Raw genomic sequence first — 18,920 nt, forward strand, 5'->3', positions numbered from 1 at the left:
CACAATACACCAAGTCTCCTCGTCTGTCTGACACCGCGTCGCGCTAGCACTATTTACGTGGGCAGACTTTGGGCAGAATATACGGGGTGGGAGGGAGCATTCGGAATCCTGAATAAATGCGCCCGAACGGCTTCCGACCGTTGGTTGCAAGGGAGGATAATCATGAAACGTATTTTCTCGCTCGCGGCATGTGCCGCGGCGTTATCGCTCGGCGTATCGAACGCCTACGCACAATCGGGCGGCGTCGACAAGGCGGTCGGCGGCTACAGCTTCGAAGAAGCCGCAAAGGAGGCCCCCGGTACCAAGGACTTCCATTCGGCCGATGGTCACCTCACATTCGCTATCGTGACACACACTGCCGGCAATGGCTTCTTCGATCCGGTCTACGTCGGCGCGACCGTCGCCGGCAACCTGATCGGCGCCAAGGTCCTGCTGCTCGGCTCGGAATCGCCGACTGACGACCCTGCCCGCGAGATCGAAATCCTGAACCAGATCGTGCAGGATCCGACGATCGATGGGCTGATCATGACAACGCCCCAGGTCGGCGCCTACAACGACATCGTCAAGGCCGCCGAGGCGAAGGGCATACCGGTCGCTACGACCAATTCCTTTGACGGCACGCTCCTCAACCGCAGCGGCATCGGCCACACCGGCCAGGACGCCTCCGCTGCCGCAATCGCCGGCGAGGCGCTCGTCAAGTGCCTCGCGGACAAGGGTATCGAGAAGGGTTCGATCGTCCTGCCGTCGTCGACCGCAATGGGCAACATCGAGGTGAACAACCGCGTCACTTCGGCTTTCAACGCCATCGTCAAGGGCTTGAAGGATGCCGGCAAGCTTGATGCCTTCAAGGTCGACGCGGGTCCGGAGAACACCGGTATAGACACCAATCCGAATGACCCGGTGAACGGCATCGTGACGCTGTTTGAATCGCGCGGCGACGTCGTTGGCGCGTTCGCCGGCAACAACGTGTTTACGCCGGCGCTTGCCAAGGCCGTCGCTCAGACCGGACTGACCGGCAAGATCTGCGCCTACGGTTTCGACCTCGGCCCGGCCCAGCAGGACGCGATGAAGAGCGGCGATCTGACCGGCGCGCTCGGGCAGCAGCCCTTCTTGCAGGGCTTCTGGCCGGTCATGCAGCTCTATCTGGAGATCGACCGCGGCATCGCGGCGGCCAACCTCGACACACGCGCCCAGCTGGTGACGAAGGAGACCGTCGAGGATGTCGGCAAGCGCTTCGAGAACTGAGTCCACTCGAAACGTCTGAAATCATTGCGGGAGAGCGCAGGCTCTCCCGCAATGCGGCAGCAGGAAATCGACCAGAAGAGACCATGGCGCTTACCGCGACCACATCGCTCGGCCGTGCGCCGTCCCAGATTGTCGGCGGCTGGGAGGTGGGGCTCGTTGCCTTGCTTTTGCTGCTCTATCTCGGCGGCGCTCTCGTCAATCCCGCGTTCTTCGGGTCAACAGGAGCGTTTCACTCGCTGCTCCGCGACACCTCGCGGGTTGCCATCATCGCGGTCGGAGTGACCTTCGTCATCGTCAACAAGGACCTCGATCTTTCGGTCGGTTCAACTTACGGCCTAGTCGCCGTCGTCTTCGCCAGGCTGTTCGCGCCGAACTTCCTTGACCTCGGCGTCGTCACGTCGGTGATCCTCTGCCTGCTGCTCGGCACGCTTATCGGGCTGATCAACGGCGTGCTCGTCACCATCCTGAAGGTGCCGGCGTTCATCGCCACGCTGACCGTCCTCTTCATCGGCCGCGGCTTCGTGCTGGCGCTCACTCACGGCCAAGCGATCTACTACCCTGCCAAGGCGACCGGCTATCCGGTTTTTTTTCACCTCGGCGAGACCAACCTCCTCGGCTTCAACAACCAGATCGTGATCTTCCTCGTTGTCGCCGTGATCGGCGCCTATGTGCTTGCCAAGACGCGCTGGGGCTACGAGACCTTCGCCACCGGCGGCAACGAGCAGGCGGCGTCCTATGCCGGCATCCCGACCAACTGGGTGCGCATCCGAGCCTTCCTGATCTCCTCGCTCTGCGCGGCGCTGGCCGGCTTGATGTCAGCTGCGCAGGACAAGGGCGTGACGCCGCTCTACGGCGTCAGCGGTGAGCTGACCGTCATTGCCGCCGTGATCATCGGCGGCGCCTCGATCCTCGGCGGCCGCGGCCGGGTCGCCGGATCCTGCCTTGGCGCCCTTCTGGTGGTGCTGCTCGACAAGGTATTGCGCGAGGGCTGGCCGATCACGCGCATCATCAAGATCGGCGACGAGGAGATCACGGTCAACGCCGTTTTCTCGCTACCGGTCGGCGCGGTGCCGGTGTTCCTCGGGCTGCTACTCGTCGTCGCTGTGCTCATCGAGCCCTATCTCATCCGCCGCCAGGTGGCAGGCCGCCTCTGGGCCTGGCTCCGCGGCCGGCCGCCGCCACCGGCCTACGAGATCGGCGGCATCGCGATCGAGGGGGTGCAGACCAAGGGCGCGATGGCGACCGACATGGCGTTGTCGGCCACCGGGTTCGGCAAGTTCCTCGCCCGGCGCGACGCGCTCGCCATCATCCTGACCGCGCTCCTGTGGCTGACCGGCCTCGCGCTCCGGCCGGACTACTGGTGGAACCTGTCCAACAGCTTCGCTATCTTGCTCAACTACACCGAGCTTGCGCTGATCACCATCGGGCTCACCTACGTCATCGCCGCCGGCGATATCGACCTCTCCGTCGGGGCGGTGCTTGCCCTCGCCGGCAGCACAGCCGCCTATTTCCTCAAGGTCCTCGGCGCCGACCCCGTGACCGCCGTGGCGATGGGCCTGCTGGCGGGCATGTGCGCCGGCCTCGTCAACGCGATCGTCACCGTCGGCTTCAAGCTGCCGGCCTTCATCGCCACGCTCGGCATGTTCTACATCGCCCGCGGCCTCGCCGCCTGGTTCGTCGCCGGGCAGCAGCTCACCGGCTGGCCCGAGGGCTACAACCTGCTTGGCCGCAAGGTGAACGACATCCTGCTGCACTACCGCATCTCGCTGCCGGACGGGCTGCTGCGCTCGATCGCCGAGGTGGTGAGCGTCCAGACCATCTGGATGCTGTTGGTCGCCCTCATTGCCGGCGTCGTGCTCGCCTACATGCCGTTCGGGCAGAAGGTCTATGCGACCGGCGGCAACATTCGCGCCGCCGCTTATGCCGGGATCAACACCAACCGGGTGCGGTTCTTCGCGCTCATGCTGGCGGCGCTCTGCGCGACAATGGCCGGGATCATCAACGTCGCCTACTTCCGCAGCTTCAACCCGGTGGCCGGCCAGTTCCGCGAGCTCGACGCCATCGCTTCGGTGATCATCGGCGGCGGTTCGATCTTCGGCGGCTACGGCACCGTGATCGGGGCGCTCGCCGGGGCGGCGGTGATCACCCTGATCCGGGCGCTGCTGCAGCTCAACGTCCAGGGCTTTACCATGCCGCAGCACTGGATCAACGTCTTCATCGGTGGCATCCTGATCGTGGCGGTGCTGATCGACATCTGGGTGCGCCAGGCCAACATCTTCGGCCGCCTGCGGGCGCGCCTCGCGCGGCGCACAAGGACGGCGGAAACGACCCATGCGTGACGCGACCAGGCCTGCACCGATCGTAGAAATGCGGGGCATCGAAAAAGCCTTCGGTGCGGTGCAAGCGCTCCGCAATGTCGACCTCGTGCTCTATCCCGGCGAGATCCTGGGCCTCGTCGGCGACAACTCGGCCGGCAAGTCGACGCTGATGAAGATCCTGACCGGCGCCTACCAGCGCGACGCGGGCGGCGAGATCTTCGTCGCCGGGCAGCCGGTGCACTTCAAGAGCCCGCACGAAAGCCGCGACGCCGGCATCGAGATGATCTACCAGGATTTCGCTCTTTGCGGGAATATGGATGTCGGTCAGAATATCTTTCTTGGCCGTTGGCCGCGCAGGGGCCTTTTCGTCAATCGGCGGAAAATGTACGCGGAAGCCGACAGTGTGCTGAAGCGGCTCAAGGTCGACGTGAACTCCGTCTATCAAAAGGTCGAGAGCCTTTCGGGCGGCCGCCAGCAATCGGTGGCGATTGCCCGCGCTATCTCCTTTCAGCCGCGCGTGGTGATACTCGACGAGCCGACCGCCAATCTCTCGGTGATGGCGACCGAGCGGCTGCTCGAAACCATGCTGGAACTGAAAAAGCAGGGCGTTGCCCAGATCATCATCTCCCACCGCCTCGTTGACATCTTCGCTGTGGGCGACCGCGTGATGGTGCTTAAGCGCGGCGAGAACGTCGGCGATCGCTACATCAAAAACACCGACGAGCATGAGGTCCTGGAGATCATCGTCTCCGGCACGCGAGAGCATGCACTTACGGCCGATGAGGCAATGCTTTGACCGATCAGGATCACTTTTCTCCTGGCGTCGCAGAAATGCGGCTAAAACCACCCGCTCTAAGTCCATCGAGATTGTGGCCCGAGATGGCGAAGGGACCGGTGTTGGCTGCGCTTTCTCGCCGTTGCGCCGCGATCACCACCCGAAGGTCGCATTGATTGCACCCAACGGGCGCCGAACCATTCGATGAGGATGTCAATCAGCGCACGCACCTTTCTGGGCGCAATCCCGCCAGGTGGCCGCACCACATAGATCCCCGCCTCTGGCGAGGGATAATCCGCCATCACTTGTCTCAATGTACCCTCCGCGATCGGCACGTCGGTAAGGAAGTCGGGCAGCGCAGCAATGCCCAGCCCAGCCAAGAATGCGGCGGTTCAGAATAAAAGCGCTCTGTAGTGATCCTTCGCGCCCCCGTCTGTCCTGCCGGACAGAGGGGGGCGCTGTCCGGGCGCTGTCCCTCCGCGATCAAAGGTTCTGCACCGCAGCAGCGCGAGGGCTGGCGGCAGCGGCGAGCAGGGCTGAGCCCGCCAGCAGGGCGGCGGCGAGCAGGAAGGCGCTCCACCAGCCGGCAGTGTCGAACAGCATGCCGCCCGCGGAAGCGCCGCCGGCGATGGCGAACTGGATCAATGCGACCTGCAACCCGCCTCCAGCTTCAAGATCGTCGGGAATGATCTGAGCCATCCATGTACCCCACGCCGCCGGAATCGGGGTGTTGAACAGCCCCCAAAGAACCAGAAGCGCAGCCGTGGCCCAAAGCACCGGTCCCACTGCGATCAGGAGCAGGGCGAGGAGCGCAAGCGCGCTCGGCAGCCCAATCAGCACGGCGGTGAGGTTTCGCCGGAGAACAAAGCCGGCGATGGACAGTCCCGCCAGGCCTCCTAGGCCGAGGCCCAGCAGCACCAGCGACAGGACGTTCACGTCGAGGCCGGTGACGCTTTCAAGGAATGGGCGCAGATAGATCGACAGCGAATTCATTCCCATGAATGCGAGTCCAGTTGCGGCCATGCCGATGGTGAATGTCCGATTGCGCAGCAGACGGAACATGCTGGATACCGAAACGGCCTCCATCGGCGGCATCTTCGGCAGAAGGGCCAGTTGCCAGACGAGCGCCGCGACGCCGACCGGGACTGTGACGAAGAAGGTGCCCCGCCACCCGATCAGTTCGCCGAGGAAGCTGCCGAGCGGTGCGGCGATGACGATCGCCAATGCGGTTCCGCCCTGCAGCAGGGCGATCGCCTTGGGCAGGTCGGAGCCTGGGGCCAGGCGCGCCAAAATGGCCGTGGAGAGCGACCAGAAGCCGCCGATCGCGATCCCGACCAGGGCCCGTCCGGCCAGAAACACCAGGAAGTTGGGAGCGAGGGCAACAGCCAAACTCGATGCGACCAGCACTGCCGTGTACAGCAGGACGACCGTTCTCCGGTCGAACCTGGCCAGGAGTGCGTTGCCGAACAGGCTGGTGATCACGGCAAAGAGCCCCGACACGGCGATCGCCTGTCCGGCCTGGCCTTCCGAGATGGCCAGGTCCTGCGCAATCGGAGTCAACAGGCTCACCGGCATAAACTCCAGGCCGACGAGGAGAAAGGTCAAAAGCGAGAGGCAGGTGACGGCGGCCCATGGCGTTACCGCCCCTTCAACCGCCAGCGTGTCATCCAGTGTCAGTTCGATAGCCATTCGTGCGCTCCTGTCCGTCGCCAGACTAGGTAGCCGGGCTGGTCTTGTCAGACTAGCGGCTATAATCTGCATGTCGTAGTGAACGGAGCTCACCAATGCCGCGTGACGAGTTCAGTGAGATGCGAGCCTTCCTTGAGGTCGCTCGGCAGCGCAGTTTTACGCGAGCGGCGGCCAAATTGGGTGTCACCCGATCGGCCCTCAGCCATACGATCAGGTCAATGGAGGAACGGCTTGGCGTCCGTCTGCTCTCTCGCACGACCCGCGATGTGGCGCCCACGGCGACCGGAGAACGCCTCGTCGAAAGCATCGAGCCGCATTTCGAAAGCATTGCCGCCGGGATCAGCGCGATCAACGCCCTGCGCGGCCAGCCCTCGGGCCAGATCCGTATCGTGTGCCCCGATGATGCCGTCAATTTGGTCTTTCGCCCCAGGCTGCCAGCGTTCCTGCGAAACTACCCGGACATCAATGTGGAGCTCATTGTCGACAACGGCTTCACCAACATCGTCGAGCGTCAGTTCGATGCCGGTGTTCGACTTGGCGAGGCAATCGCCCGCGACATGGTGGCCGTTCGCATTGGTCCCGATGTCGGCTATTGCGTCGCCGGCTCACCCGATTATTTCGCTCGTCGGGCTGCGCCGAAAAGCCCTCAGGACTTGACCGACCACAACTGCATCAACCTGCGGCTTCCCAGCTCAGGCGCGATATATGCCTGGGAATTCAGGAAGAACGGACGCGAGTTCAGCGTCCGTGTGGACGGCCAGCTGACCCTGAACAATATCGCGCCGGCACTTGACGCGGCCCTCGACGGCATCGGTTTGGCCTATGCGCCGAAGGCTCTTGTTCAACCCCATGTTGAGGGTGGTCGGCTCGAGGAAGTCCTTGCCGACTGGTGCCCGACCTTTCGAGGCTATCATCTTTACTATCCCAGCCGACGCAATCAATCGCCGGCGTTTGCAGCCTTTGTCGCGGCTTCCGGTATCAATCTCGATAGACCCTTTCGACCCGCCCCAAGATCGCAGATCACGACGTGGGCTCGATCGGCACCGGAGCCAGGGTGCGCCGCCACTCTCCCGGCGCCTTGGCCCTTGAATGGCGGTCAGTGCACTGCCGGGTCAAACTCCACGCGATCGGGACGAGATCACCACGGGAACGGCACGTCCTCGGACCGTTCGCGTCGAGGAGCGTGGGGCGAAGGGCTCACGCGGCCCGTTCGGCCGTGCCCTCGAATTTGTTGAGGTTCGTCGAAGTGAAGCCGGGGCAGGCAGCGTCGGCGCCGGCGTCCTCAAATTCGATGGCGAAGGCGAGCGTCGTCGCATCGAGGGCAGTCTCCGAGGGGCTGTAAACAGGGCCGAACAACGCGCGCTGTGGACTGGACGGGTCGACGCTGACGATGCGTGCCGCCGGCGCTTCACCAAGCAGCCGCAACATCGCCTGCGTGACGGCGACGACGCCGAACACGTTGGTCTCGAACACCGCGCTTCCCTCGAGGGGCGCCGCATGCGAGATGCCCTGCTTTCCCGCATCGGAAGTGCCTGCATTGTTCACCAGGACGTCGAGGCGACCGAACTCGTTACGGATGCGCTTTGCCGCGGCGGCAATCGAGGCCTGTGTCGTGACATCGAGTTGGACGGCGCGGGCATCCGCGCCGATGCTGTTTGCAGCCGTCTCCGCATGCTCGAGCTTGCGCGACCCTACGAGCACGGTGAGGCCGTGCGTCGCCAGATCCCTGGCGATTTGGAGTCCGATTCCCTTGTTGGCCGCAGTGACCAGGGCAATAGGTTTGACCCGCATGGTGATCTCCTCTTTTTGCATTGACGTGTAGGCAACGGCGCCATGCTGTGCTAATTTTCCCAATCGGAACTGCATTCCGTTTTATACGGAACATCGTTCCGTTTATCAAGTGGAAAAATCATGGACGACAAATCGGAGGAGCGGGGTGGTGGCTTGGAGCCCGTAAACTCGACGGATCGGCGCGTGCGTGCGGACGCGCAACGCAACTCCAAGGCGCTGCTCGAAGCCGCAATGGCAGTGTTTGCGGCTTCGGGGGTCGATGCTCCGGTGCGAGAGATCGCCGATAAGGCCGGCGTTGGCGTGGGTACGCTCTATCGGCATTTTCCGCAGCGTTCGGACCTGATCGTGGCGGTCTTCCGTAACGAAGTGGATGCCTGCGCAAATGCTGCATCTGCCATTGCCGCCGAACATGAACCCGGCGAAGCGCTCGCCCGATGGATGCAGCGTTACGTGGACTTTATCGCTGCCAAGCGTGGACTCGCCGCGGCCTTCTCCTCCGGCGATCCGGCATATGAGTCCTTGCCGCTGTATTTTCTTGAGAAACTTCGGCCCGCGCTGCAGACCTTGCTGGATGCCGCGACCGAAGCGGGCGACGTTCGCTCGGACGTTGATGCGAAAGAACTATTGTTCGCGATTGCCAGGCTCTGCTCACCAGACCGCTATGGCGGAGGCCCCGACCAGGCACGACGGATGGTTGGCTTGCTGGTGGATGGGCTTCGCTATGGCGCCCCTTCGGTCGGCTGATTGGTCTTGCCAGGACAGGCCACCGAGCGATCGGTGACCAAACAAAAACCCACCTCGGTAACCGGGCGGGGTCGGTGGCGCAATTAGCACATTGCCAACAATAGCATAATTGCTGTCACTCACTTCTACTCAGGCGGCTTCGCCGCGGTTCCTCGCCCGCTTGTGCTTCCCGCGCGGGCCGCTGATTTCCCATCTTTTGTGGAACCACATCCACTGGCCGGGATCCTCGCGCACCCAGCGCTCGACCACGTCGTTGAGCAGCTGAGTGGTGCCATGGACGTCGACACTGCCGCCGGCGGTGCGCGGCAAGATCAGTTTGTCCTCGATCTCGAGCCGGAAGCGGTTGCCCGGCAGGCGCACGCAGCGCGCCGGATAGACATCGCAGTCATAGTGCCGCGCCAGGGTGCCCAGGACCCGGTTGCTTTCGCATGGGCGGCCGAAAAAAGTCGTTTCGAGCCCGCTCGAGAATTTCTGGTCGACGAGCACGCCGATATTGCCGCCTTTCTCCAGGATGGCCGCCAGCGCGAACGAAGCGCCGGTCGCGGAGGGCAGGAGCGAGCCCATGGTCGAGCGGCGCGTCGAGAGGATGTAGTCGGCAAGGTAGGGGTTGTTGGGCGGACGAAACAGCGCCGTGATGTTCATGCCGAAAGTGGCTGCCGCCACCGGAAGCAGCTCGAAATTGCCGAGATGCCCGGTGAAGATGATATGCGGTTTTTGCTCGCCGGCGATTTGCACGAAGTGCTCGACCCCCTTGACCTCGATGCGGCCCGGTTTTGTCGCGGCGGGATCGTAGTCGAACAGGGCATCGAGAAAGACGTATTCCGCGGCAAGGCGAGCCATGTTGCCCCACATGTCGGAGGCGATGGCCTGGATCTCCTTGTCGCTCTTTTCCGGATAAGCCTTGCGCAGATTGGCGATGGCGACGTTATGGCGCCCCACCCAAGGGCCAATGCGGCGGGCGGCGCGGTCGGCGAAATTGAGCGCGCTGTCGACCGGCAGCAGACGCAATAGCCAAATCATCGTCATGGCGAGGCGCGCCAGCAGCCAGTAGTTGAACTGGCGCAGCCGCCTGCCGTAGCGGAACGCCAAGTCCCGGCGGAGCTTCTTGAAGGCGTTGCCGATCATTCCTAGACCATGGTTTTTTCAGACAGCAGCATCATGGTCTAGCCGACGCGCAGGATGATCTTGCCGAACACGTCGCGGCCTTCCATGCGCTTCAGTGCGGTCTCGATGCCGTCGAAGCCGACTTCGGTGTCGATAACCGGAGAAACCAGCCCCGCCGCCATTTTCTGCATGGCGTCGGCCATGTTTTGCATGCGACAGCCGAACGAGCCGAGCAGCTTCAGCTGCTGCTGGAACAATTGCATCAGGTTGATCTGCGTCGACACGCCCGAGGTCGAGCCGCAGGTCACCAGGCGGCCGCCGCGTTTCAGGCACAGCATCGAGGCGGCAAAGGTGTCGGCGCCGACATGCTCGAAGACGACATCGACGCCCTTCTTCTTGGTCAGCTTGCGCACGACGCCTTCGAAACGGTCGTCGCGATAGTTGATGACGTGATCGGCGCCAAGCGCCTTCGCCTTGTCGATCTTGTCGTTCGAGCCGACCGTGGTGATCACGGTGCAGCCCATTTTCTTCGCCAGCTGGATCGCGGCGGAGCCGATGCCCGAGCCGCCGGCATGGATCAGGATGGTTTCACCGGGCTGCAGCCTGGCGTTGTCGAACAGCATGTGCTCGACCGTGCCGAAGGTGACGGGCGCGACGGCGGCGCCGACGTCGGTCACGCCGGGCGGGGCAGGGACCAGCAGGCGCGCCGGCAGGTTTATCTTCTCTTGCGCAAAGCCGTCGAGATGGAAGCCGTGCACGCCCGAAACATGCTCGCAGAGATTGTCGCGGCCTTCGCGGCAGGCGCGGCAAAGCCCGCAGGTGCGCGCGCCGTAGATCGATACAAGCTGCCCCGGCACAAGGCTGGAGACGCCGGGGCCGACCGCCTCGACCTCGCCCGAGGCTTCGGCGCCGACGACCAGCGGCAGCTTGCGCTTGGCGAAGGCCATGCCGCGCCAGCCCCAGACGTCGATATGATTGAGCGCCACGGCCTTGATGCGCAGCGTCACTTCGCCCAGCGCAGGCTGTGGCGGAAGCGGCAGGTCCACCGTTTCAAGGCGGCGGTCCTCGATAAGTTGCAATGCGCGCATGGAGCCTGTCGGTTCTGTTGGCGAAGAACGGTCGCTTAAAGCGCGCCGCGTTGAAACGGGTTCAGCCGACGCGCTTTAAGCTTTTGTTTTTTTTGCATGTCGTTGTCCCAAAACCGCTTCGCACTTTTGGGCGACATGCATTAGACCGGTTCCCGCGCCATGACAAGGCAGGTGTTCTGGCCGCCGAAGCCGAAGGAGTTCGACAGCACCGTGCCGACCTCGGCATTGCGCTTCTGGTTCGGCACCACGTCGAGCACGATCGCCGGATCGGGATTGTCGTAATTGATGGTCGGCGGGATAACGCTTTCGCGCATGGTCATCAGCGAAAACGCCGCCTCGACCGCGCCGGCGGCCGACAGCGTGTGGCCGATCATCGACTTGTTCGACGAGATCGGCATCGAGCCGATCCGCTCGCCGAACACGGTCGACAGCGACAAATGCTCCATCTTGTCGTTTTCCGGCGTCGAGGTGCCATGGGCATTGACATAATCGATCTCGTCCTCGCCCAAGCCGGCATCGGCGAGCGCGGCGCGAACCGCCGCGATCGCCGGCGAGCCGTCCGGCTTCGAGCGGGTGCGGTGGAAATCGTCGGCCTTCTCGCCGCAGCCGCGCAGGATGCCGAGGATGTTTGCACCACGGGCGAGTGCCGCCTCCAGCGATTCCAATACCAGCGCGCCAGAACCCTCGGCGAGGACAAAACCGTCGCGATCCCTGGAAAACGGTTTTGACGCCTTTTCGGGGATGTCGTTGTGGGTGGAGAGTGCGGAAAGCAGCGAGAAACGGATCAGCGCCTCGGCGGTCGCCGAGCCGTCGGCGCCGATCGACAGCGCCCGGTCGCATTCGCCGCGGCGGATCGCCTCGACGCCGAGCTGGATCGAGGTGGCGCCAGAGGCGCAGGCTGTCGACAGCGTGATCGGCAGGCCGCGCGTGCCAAAACGGTCGGCGAGCCGGTCGGCGATCGAACCGAATTGGGTGGTCTCGAAAACATCGAGCCCCTTCAAGCCGCGCGCCACGCGAAGCAGCCGTTCGGCGCCGATGTCATGCTTGTCGGAATTGTACAGCGAAAAGCGCTCGCTCCAGTCGAGCTCGACCGGCGGCGAGGCGAGGAAAAGCGGCCCGCCGAAATCGCCCGAATCGAGGCCGGCTTCGGCCACGGCTTCCTGCGCGGCTATCTCGGCGAGGTCGTAGGTAAGAAGGGAAGCGCCCTTGGAGCTCGACGGCAGGAAATCGACCGTGCCGGAGATGCGGGTGTTCAGATGGTCGACCGGAAAGCGGGTTATCGGATGGATGCCGGACGTGCCCGCGGTGAGCGCTGCCCAATTGTCGGCCTTGCCGACGCCCAGCGACGTCACCACGCCGATGCCGGTGACGGCAACGATCGGCCTGCCCATGTGGTCGTTCAGATTGGCCATGTTTTTGTCCCAAAACCCTCTAGGCGGCGTTGACCAACGCCATGCCCTCGAATTGGTGATAGCCGATCGCCGTTGCAAGCACGGTCCTGGGAATGCCATTGAACGGCTTCTCGCTGGCGGCGTCAAAAGCGGGGTAGGCGGCCTTGCGTTCGACAGCCAATGCAGCCAGCGCCACGGCGAAGGGAAACTGCGCTTCCTTCATGTGGCCGGTCAGCGTCGAAAAACCGCGTGCGGCAATCGCCGGATTGGCGTCGAGCGCCGATTTCTCGGCAGCAGTCGCGGCATGGGCACCCGAAGCGCCTGAAATCGTCAGTAGCTCGCCGTTCGGCAATGCCGCCTGGCTGAGCAGCGCGGCAATCTCGGCATCGAGCTCGCCCTGCCGGCGGATGGCGCGTCCGGATACGACCGGGCCGAGTTCGGCATAGATCTTTCGCCCGCGGCTGATCGCGTGCTCGCGCTGTTCCAGGACGAGAAACGCACCGCCCGATCCAGTCACCACGCCGCCGCCGTCCAGGCCCTGTCTCTGCCAGACCGGTCTCCAGGGGCCGCGATGCAAGTAGCCGGCCAGCTCATAGCCAAGCAGCATGTCGGAATGTTCGGTCTGGAATGCGCCGCCGACCAGGATATGCGTCGATTGGCCGGAGCGGATGCGCGCGGCGGCTGTCTCGACAGCGGCGACGCCGGCACCTTCCTCGCCCATGAAAGTGCGCGACGAGCCGGTCACCTTGTGGACGATTGAGATGTTGCCGGCGAGCAGGTTGGAAAGCTGTGCCAGAAACAGCGTCGGCCGCAATTCGGTGGTCAGTTTCTCGTTGAGCAGCACGTCGCGGTCGTTGCGGCTTTCCGAAGCGGCGAGAATGTCGGCGTCGACCGCCTCGTCGCGCTCGCCGCCGCCGGCAGCCACCACCATGTCCATCGTCGTGCAGAGATCGTCATTGCCCTTGATGCCGGCGTCGTCCAGCGCCATGCCGGCGGCGTAGGTGCCGAGCCGCTGCCAGGTTTCCATCTGCCGCTGGTCGCCGCGCTTGGCGATCTGCAGGTTCCAGTCGATCTCCGGCAGCGGGTGGACGGTGTAGGGCGAGAAGCGGGCGGCTTCGAGCACCGGCTCCAGGCCGGGCTGGACGAGCTTGCGCCAATGCGCATCCGGACCTTCTCCCAGCGAAGAGACAAGGCCGATGCCTGATATGACGACGTCGTGGGAGCTCATGGGCGAGGGTTCATGGGGCGGCTGTTGTGGGTCAGGCTAGAAGACAAGCCATTTCAGGCGTTCTTTGCCATGACCAGGGCGTCGATCTTGGCGCACAGGTTCTTCATGACGAAGTAATCGTCGGTCGAGGCCTTGCCGTCATTGACCTCCTGCGTCCACTTTTCCAGCGGCACCTTGATGCCGAATTCCTTGTCGATGGCAAAGACGATGTCGAGGAAGTCGAGGCTGTCGATGCCGAGATCGTCGATGGTATGGCTTTCAGGGGTGATCGTGTCGATATCGATCTCACTGGTATCGGCGATGATCTTGGCGACTTTGTCGAACGTGGTGGACAAGGGCTTTTCCTTCGGTTGCGGGCGGAATCTGTCCGCTTGTGTTTGCGCGCTGTCTAATCGGTTTTTCCGGACAGGAAAAGGCCTGAACGCCGGCCGCAGATGGGATACCCACTCCGTAAACGCAAGAAGAGCCGTTGGCGACCCTCCCGGCGATATGCCGCAACCATCCCATCTCTGGTCATTGCATGTACCAGTGTACCATGGTACGGAAATCCTATGACCACCATCGAACGCGTGCAGACCGGGGTTCGCCTGGAAAAACGATTGGTGAAGGTGCTCAAGGCCTTGGCCGAGCATCGCGACATGAGCCTGGGTGAACTCATCGAAGGCATCGTGCTGCATGCGTTCGAAGGCCAGACGCCGTTTTCCCCGACGACCCTGGAAACAATCGGCCAATTGAAGCGCATCTACGGAATGGAGCTGGGCACAGCGGACAGCCACCGTCTGGTGGAAATCGCCGGGGAGGGGGATGACCAACCATCTTGAGCGCAGCCACAGCATCGTGCTTTCGGGGCCGATCGACCGCGTCTTTCCGCTGTTCACGCCGACTGGGGAGACCCTGTGGGTGGACGGCTGGGATCCGGAGTTTCTGCATCCACAAGACGGGGAGACGCGCCAGGGCATGGTCTTCAGGACCGCTCACGGTGATGAGACCACGCTCTGGGCCTGCACGGACTGGGACCCCGTGGCGCATCGCATCCGCTATGTCCGGGTGACGCCGGATACGCGTTTCGGATTTGTCGAGGTGGCCTGCCGCCCGACCGCTGACGGAGGCACGGAGGCGTCGATTGCCTACACGTTCACTGCCCTGAACACGGCAGGAACATCGTATCTGTCCGAACTGACGGAGGAGGCATTCGCGCAGATGATCGAGGGATGGAAGCTCCGTATTGATGCGCGGCTGCAAGTGTGAAATCTAACGCCAGGTGCCTTAAACTAACTGCCGCTAAGGGTGGAACTTTACCCTTCGCTTCGTCTCCCGGAACAGCGCCGCGCCACCATAACGGCAATGTCGAAACCTGCGTCGTCAAAAGGCAATGCCTCCACCCCACCTTCAACGAAGCTCGCCTGCGGAACCGCCGCCGCCGCTTCCCCATTGGCATCTGCCGCCGGATCGATGCCGCTCAGGTCAGCGCCCTCGGCAACAAGCTGCCCTGCAAAGCCGCCGGTACCGCAGCCGATGTCAAGAAGCCTAAGCCCGGCGATCGACGATCGCACCGATCTGACAACTGCCAACGGACTGTTTACGAACTGCATAGCGTGTTTCCTTTCGGGTCCGACGATAAGGAAGAGCCTCTGGCAGGAAGCACATTCACCCACCTATTGCAGCAAGCTCGGGGCGCATTTCCTCTAGGGTCATTCCCATCCCCAACAACACGGAAACCAGGATCCGCAGCTTGGGTCCGGTGAGATCGCCGGCAAAGACTGCCCCGGCTTTCTCCAGATCCTTGCGACCGCCATTGCCATAAATCGGCGAGACGCGACCTTCGCCACATCGCGACGCCACGAATACCGGAACGCCGTCGGCGATGATGTCTCCAACGGCCGCTGCGACGGCGGGCGTCGCGTTTCCCCTGCCGAAGCCTTCGAGCACGATCGCCCGCGAGCCGCTTGCCGCCGCATGGCGGATCACGCGGTCATCGGAGCCAAGCACCATGCGTATGAGATCCACCCTCGGTTCGATCGCGCTCGCCGCAAAAGTTTTCCGAAGGATAGGTCGGCGCGATACGCTTACAGCGGCGCCGTCGATTTCGCCGAGCTTGCCGTGGTTTCGCGAGACAAATGCGTCGACCCGGGACGTATGAGCCTTTGTGACGTCACGCGCGGCGTGGAAGTGTTGTTCCAGGAGCACAACCGCACCGAGAGCCCTCGCCAACGGCGATGCCGCAAGCCGGACGGCGTCGGTGACATTGCGCGGTCCGTCGCTGGCTGAATCATCGGCGCTGCGCTGTGCGCCAGTAAACACCACTGGCTTTTCATTCGCTAAAAGCAAATCCGCGAGGTAGGCGCTTTCCTCCATCGTATCGGTACCGTGGGTGACCACCACGCCGATGCAATCGTCTTCAACAAGGTGCAAGTTGATCCGCTGAGCCAGACCAAACGCCATTGGCAGCGTCATTGCGCAACTGACGATATTCATGAAGTCGTCAACTCTAATGTCGACGCCGGGAGGAATGTCTTGAATCGTGCCCCGAAGTTTTTCGCCGTCGATGGTCGATACGATATGATCTTCAGCATCAACATGCCGCGAAGCTATGGTACCTCCGGTGGTAATTAGCCAGATACACGCCATGCGGCCTGCTTTCGGACGGGGGGTTGATGGTCGGCTAGAACGTAGCTGATTGAATTTCAAATGAACACAGAAGTTCAGGGATATCCTGTTCCCTATTGGGAACATCTCATTGGGTCAGACTTGCCGAAGGTCATCTCAATGGGAAGCGCAAAGAAGGGTCGACCTGAGCTCTTGCGCGAAGGGCAGCTTTTGAGAAGCGCCACAGATGTCAGCAAATGGCGCGTCCCGTGGTTCAAATACCTGAGCCGCAGAACGCCCGAGATGAGCGTCGAACGACTGGCTGGGGTGGTGAGCCGACTTTCAGTCGCACGGCTGAACGGCTCAATGCCGGAACGCGACGCCGGCAGGGAATGGCTCGTCAATGGAGTTGCGCACGCGCGATTCTTTGCGTCATACTGCGTAGGCACGCGGAGAAGGGGCCGGCATCATGCAAGACGACGAGAGCAGTCCTCGGCGCCGTTTCCGCGATGTCATCACGAGCGAAGAGCAATTGCGAGCGGTTTTGGGGGTCCCCACAGACCGAGCAGTTGCCAAGGTCGTTCGAGTAATTGACGAACATGCTCGCCGCTTCATTGCTCATGCGCCTTTTGTGTTCGTAGCGTCCGCCGGCGCCGATGGCATGCTCGACGTCCCGCCAAAGGGTGATCCCGCCGGCTTCGTCAAGGTGCTGGACGAGAGAACTCTCGCCATTCCAGACCGCCCCGGCAATCGTCGACTCGATACTTTCCGTAACGTCCTGAGCAACCCGAATGTCGGCCTGATTTTCGTAATCCCCGGTGTGACCTACACCCTTCGCGTGGCCGGCAAGGCGCTCATCGTCCGCGATGCGGAGCTGCGTGAGGCCATGGCTGTCAACCGTAAGCTCCCTGAGCACATACTCGTCATCGAGATCTCGCACGTACTTTCTCATTGCCCGAAGTGCATGGTCCGCTCGGGCTTGTGGCAGCCGGATGCGTGGCCTGATACCAGCAACCTTCCCTCGTTTGCGGAGATGTTGGTCGCCCACGGCAAACTCGCGGAGACGGTTGAGGAGATGCAAACGATCATCGACACGGGTAATCGCGACCGGCTCTACTAACTTGATGAACCACGGTTGCCGGCTTCATGCTGACGCGGCGTGCTACTCTGCCAACAGAGGGGATCATGCAGATTATCGATCATAACCTTCAGCCGACAGAAGAGTGGCGTCCCGGCGTGTCGACCAGAATGCGCGTTTCTGCGGTCACCGAGGCAGCCAAGCTGTGCATATTCGAACAGTGGGTCGCACCAGGAAGTGGCACACGTACTCACACCCATCCCGTCGAGGAAGTCTTGACCGTGCTGGAAGGCCAAGCCGAGCTGTGGTTGGATGATGAACGAGAAACAGTATCGACGGGACAATCAGTCATCGTGCCGGCCGGCCGCTGGCATGGCTTTCGCAATACCGGAAGCGCGACATTGCACATGCAGGCCATACTGGCCGCGCCAACCTTCGAGGCCTCTTTCGAGGGGCAGCTGGAAGTGACGAGGCATTGGGCTACCGCAAAAGCGTAACACCCGCCATCTTGACGACGGAACCCGCGCCTGGCTCCAATCTGATCCGTGGATCGTGTACTGCGACGAGACGTCGGGATCGGGGATCAGCGGACATGGGCGAGGAGGGCTTGGCAGAGATCTCAGCCCGGTATCTTCGCTTCGCCGACACGGAAGCTCGCAGTCGCTCACCGCTCTACGAGGATCTGGCTCGTGCGGTCGCTGGGGACCGCGAAATACTCGGCTTCCTGTCGACCCTCCCGGACGTGAAGCGGCAACCGAATCTTCTGCTTGCCGTGGTGCGACACCTGTTCGGCACACCGACAGGGTGGACCGAGTTTCGCCAGGCGCTTCTGGCGCACCCCGAGCTTGTCCGCTCGCTCATGCTCGAGCGCTCGACGCAAACCAACGAGCCGGGAAGGTGCGCCACACTGCTGCCCGTCCTGGCGCGCCTGCCGCAGCCGCTGGCCCTCCTGGAGGTCGGGACTTCCGCAGGGCTCTGCCTTATGCCCGACCTCTACAGCTACGACTACGGGCGCACGGTGCTCCGCACACCCGTCACGGCCTCGGAACCGCCTGTCTTCCGATGCTCCGCCAGCGAGACAACGCCATTGCCGACGGCCCCGCCGCATGTCGTCTGGCGAGCGGGATTGGACCTGAGCCCGATCGATGTTTCAAACCCCTCGCAAGTCGCATGGCTTGAGACGCTGGTCTGGCCGGAGCAGACGGCGCGGCTTGCCAATCTGCGGGCGGCCCTAATGATCGCTGCCACAGTCAAGCCTCGGGTGGTGAAGGGCGACCTGCGCGGGAGCGACCTCGTGCGGCTCTGCAGCGAAGCGCCAAAGGACGCTACCCTCGTTGTCTTTCACACAGCCGTCCTCGACTATGTCTCCGATCCGGCAGACAGAGAGGCCTTCGCAGAACAGGTGATGCGTCTATCTCCGTATTGGGTATCGAACGAGTTCCCTCGCGTATTCCCGTCCATCGCCACACGCGCCGGAAAAAGCTGGCCGCCAGGCCGCTTCCTCCTATCTGTGAACGGCTCCCCTGTCGCTTGGACCGACCCGCATGGCGCCTCGCTCGAATGGATCGCGGACGAGGCGTAGGCGGCTGGCAATGACAACGTCTTCAAACCGCTCGCCCAAGGTCAGCTATAGGTCCGACTCGAGCCGTTGCGCGAAGCTTGAGGAAGCGCCATGACCGTCGCCTTATGGCGCAAACACGATTTCCAGGATAGTCTGCTATTGGGCAACAGTAGAGATCACCTCGACGGCTGACATCGGCGCTAAGCCGACATCTCTGATGGGTGTCGCAAACGTCCGCATTGGGTCGATTGTGTTGAAAAAGTCCGGGTTGCAGCAGTCCTGAAGCACTGATTCAATGTTCGTCGTAAGAGGAGATTGAGTC

At 62.8% G+C, this 18,920-nt stretch carries 19 protein-coding genes and 1 pseudogene; 10 read left to right on the top strand and 10 right to left on the bottom strand.

The features are described from left to right. Positions 1-162 precede the first annotated feature (162 nt). The 3 genes from AC0L2Z_RS07040 (at position 163) to AC0L2Z_RS07050 (ending at position 4,359) form a co-directional block, all read left to right on the top strand. Positions 163-1,245 (top strand): substrate-binding domain-containing protein, encoded by a 1,083-nt coding sequence (locus tag AC0L2Z_RS07040; RefSeq protein ID WP_091598261.1) that lies wholly within the window; start codon positions 163-165, stop codon positions 1,243-1,245. Between the two features lie 83 nt (positions 1,246-1,328). Beyond that, positions 1,329-3,584, top strand: a complete 2,256-nt coding sequence (locus AC0L2Z_RS07045; protein WP_473627290.1) for an ABC transporter permease — start codon at positions 1,329-1,331, stop codon at positions 3,582-3,584. Beyond that, positions 3,577-4,359, top strand: a complete 783-nt coding sequence (locus AC0L2Z_RS07050) for an ATP-binding cassette domain-containing protein (protein ID WP_091598255.1) — start codon at positions 3,577-3,579, stop codon at positions 4,357-4,359. Before AC0L2Z_RS07045 ends, AC0L2Z_RS07050 begins: the two co-directional genes overlap by 8 nt. 56 nt (positions 4,360-4,415) lie before the next feature. On the opposite strand, the gene AC0L2Z_RS07055 is transcribed toward AC0L2Z_RS07050, so the two are convergent. Together AC0L2Z_RS07055 and AC0L2Z_RS07060 are read right to left on the bottom strand one after the other, a co-directional pair. Continuing rightward, positions 4,416-4,718 (bottom strand): LysR substrate-binding domain-containing protein, encoded by a 303-nt coding sequence (locus tag AC0L2Z_RS07055; protein WP_091598252.1) that lies wholly within the window; start codon positions 4,716-4,718, stop codon positions 4,416-4,418. Between the two features lie 103 nt (positions 4,719-4,821). Continuing rightward, positions 4,822-6,027: an MFS transporter gene (locus AC0L2Z_RS07060; RefSeq protein ID WP_473627291.1), complete on the bottom strand. Its 1,206-nt coding sequence runs from the start codon at positions 6,025-6,027 to the stop codon at positions 4,822-4,824. Positions 6,028-6,122: 95 nt separating this feature from the next. On the opposite strand from AC0L2Z_RS07060, the pseudogene AC0L2Z_RS07065 reads away from it, so the two are divergent. Further along, positions 6,123-7,018: pseudogene (locus tag AC0L2Z_RS07065) on the top strand (LysR family transcriptional regulator). A 206-nt stretch (positions 7,019-7,224) separates the two neighbouring features. On the opposite strand, the gene AC0L2Z_RS07070 reads toward AC0L2Z_RS07065, so the two are convergent. Continuing rightward, a complete protein-coding gene (locus tag AC0L2Z_RS07070; RefSeq protein ID WP_473627292.1) occupies positions 7,225-7,818 on the bottom strand; it encodes an SDR family NAD(P)-dependent oxidoreductase in 594 nt (197 codons plus the stop codon). 120 nt (positions 7,819-7,938) lie between these two features. Between AC0L2Z_RS07070 and AC0L2Z_RS07075 the strand changes: the two genes are divergently transcribed. Beyond that, a complete protein-coding gene (locus AC0L2Z_RS07075) occupies positions 7,939-8,562 on the top strand; it encodes a TetR/AcrR family transcriptional regulator (RefSeq protein WP_473627294.1) in 624 nt (207 codons plus the stop codon). Positions 8,563-8,691: 129 nt separating this feature from the next. Here AC0L2Z_RS07075 and AC0L2Z_RS07080 read toward each other — a convergent pair whose 3' ends face one another. The 5 genes from AC0L2Z_RS07080 to AC0L2Z_RS07100 form a co-directional block, all read right to left on the bottom strand. Next, complete coding sequence (locus AC0L2Z_RS07080; RefSeq protein ID WP_287257838.1) at positions 8,692-9,687, bottom strand: lipid A biosynthesis lauroyl acyltransferase; 996 nt, start codon at positions 9,685-9,687, stop codon at positions 8,692-8,694. A 38-nt stretch (positions 9,688-9,725) separates the two neighbouring features. Continuing rightward, complete coding sequence (locus AC0L2Z_RS07085; protein WP_236377154.1) at positions 9,726-10,754, bottom strand: zinc-binding dehydrogenase; 1,029 nt, start codon at positions 10,752-10,754, stop codon at positions 9,726-9,728. A 140-nt stretch (positions 10,755-10,894) separates the two neighbouring features. Then, positions 10,895-12,166 (bottom strand): beta-ketoacyl-ACP synthase, encoded by a 1,272-nt coding sequence (locus tag AC0L2Z_RS07090; RefSeq protein WP_236386415.1) that lies wholly within the window; start codon positions 12,164-12,166, stop codon positions 10,895-10,897. Positions 12,167-12,185: 19 nt separating this feature from the next. Next, complete coding sequence (locus tag AC0L2Z_RS07095) at positions 12,186-13,373, bottom strand: beta-ketoacyl-ACP synthase (RefSeq protein ID WP_287342734.1); 1,188 nt, start codon at positions 13,371-13,373, stop codon at positions 12,186-12,188. Between the two features lie 53 nt (positions 13,374-13,426). Further along, positions 13,427-13,708, bottom strand: coding sequence for an acyl carrier protein (locus AC0L2Z_RS07100; protein WP_023802974.1), 282 nt, complete (start codon positions 13,706-13,708; stop codon positions 13,427-13,429). Positions 13,709-13,924: 216 nt separating this feature from the next. Here AC0L2Z_RS07100 and AC0L2Z_RS07105 point away from each other — a divergent pair, with 216 nt between their 5' ends. Continuing rightward, entirely contained in the window at positions 13,925-14,194 is a 270-nt protein-coding gene (locus tag AC0L2Z_RS07105) for a hypothetical protein (protein WP_473627296.1), read from the top strand. After that, on the top strand, positions 14,178-14,621 hold the full coding sequence (locus AC0L2Z_RS07110) for a hypothetical protein (RefSeq protein ID WP_473532325.1): 444 nt from the start codon (positions 14,178-14,180) through the stop codon (positions 14,619-14,621). The genes AC0L2Z_RS07105 and AC0L2Z_RS07110 overlap by 17 nt, the downstream gene beginning before the upstream one ends. Before the next feature lie 47 nt (positions 14,622-14,668). Here AC0L2Z_RS07110 and AC0L2Z_RS07115 read toward each other — a convergent pair whose 3' ends face one another. Both AC0L2Z_RS07115 and AC0L2Z_RS07120 read right to left on the bottom strand, forming a co-directional pair. Next, positions 14,669-14,965: a class I SAM-dependent methyltransferase gene (locus AC0L2Z_RS07115; protein WP_473627297.1), complete on the bottom strand. Its 297-nt coding sequence runs from the start codon at positions 14,963-14,965 to the stop codon at positions 14,669-14,671. A gap of 55 nt (positions 14,966-15,020) precedes the next feature. After that, entirely contained in the window at positions 15,021-16,001 is a 981-nt protein-coding gene (locus tag AC0L2Z_RS07120; protein WP_473627298.1) for an asparaginase, read from the bottom strand. Positions 16,002-16,428: 427 nt separating this feature from the next. On the opposite strand from AC0L2Z_RS07120, the gene AC0L2Z_RS07125 reads away from it, so the two are divergent. The 3 genes from AC0L2Z_RS07125 (at position 16,429) to AC0L2Z_RS07135 (ending at position 18,619) form a co-directional block, all read left to right on the top strand. Next, positions 16,429-17,079, top strand: coding sequence for an MSMEG_1061 family FMN-dependent PPOX-type flavoprotein (locus tag AC0L2Z_RS07125; RefSeq protein ID WP_473627300.1), 651 nt, complete (start codon positions 16,429-16,431; stop codon positions 17,077-17,079). Between the two features lie 65 nt (positions 17,080-17,144). After that, a complete protein-coding gene (locus AC0L2Z_RS07130; RefSeq protein ID WP_473627301.1) occupies positions 17,145-17,534 on the top strand; it encodes a cupin domain-containing protein in 390 nt (129 codons plus the stop codon). 110 nt (positions 17,535-17,644) lie between these two features. Further along, the gene (locus tag AC0L2Z_RS07135) at positions 17,645-18,619 is read left to right on the top strand and encodes a DUF2332 domain-containing protein (protein WP_473627302.1); all 975 of its coding nucleotides are present in this window, start codon (positions 17,645-17,647) and stop codon (positions 18,617-18,619) included. The last annotated feature ends 301 nt before the right edge of the window (positions 18,620-18,920 follow it).

The sequence above is a fragment of the Mesorhizobium sp. WSM4850 genome, from assembly GCF_055811735.1.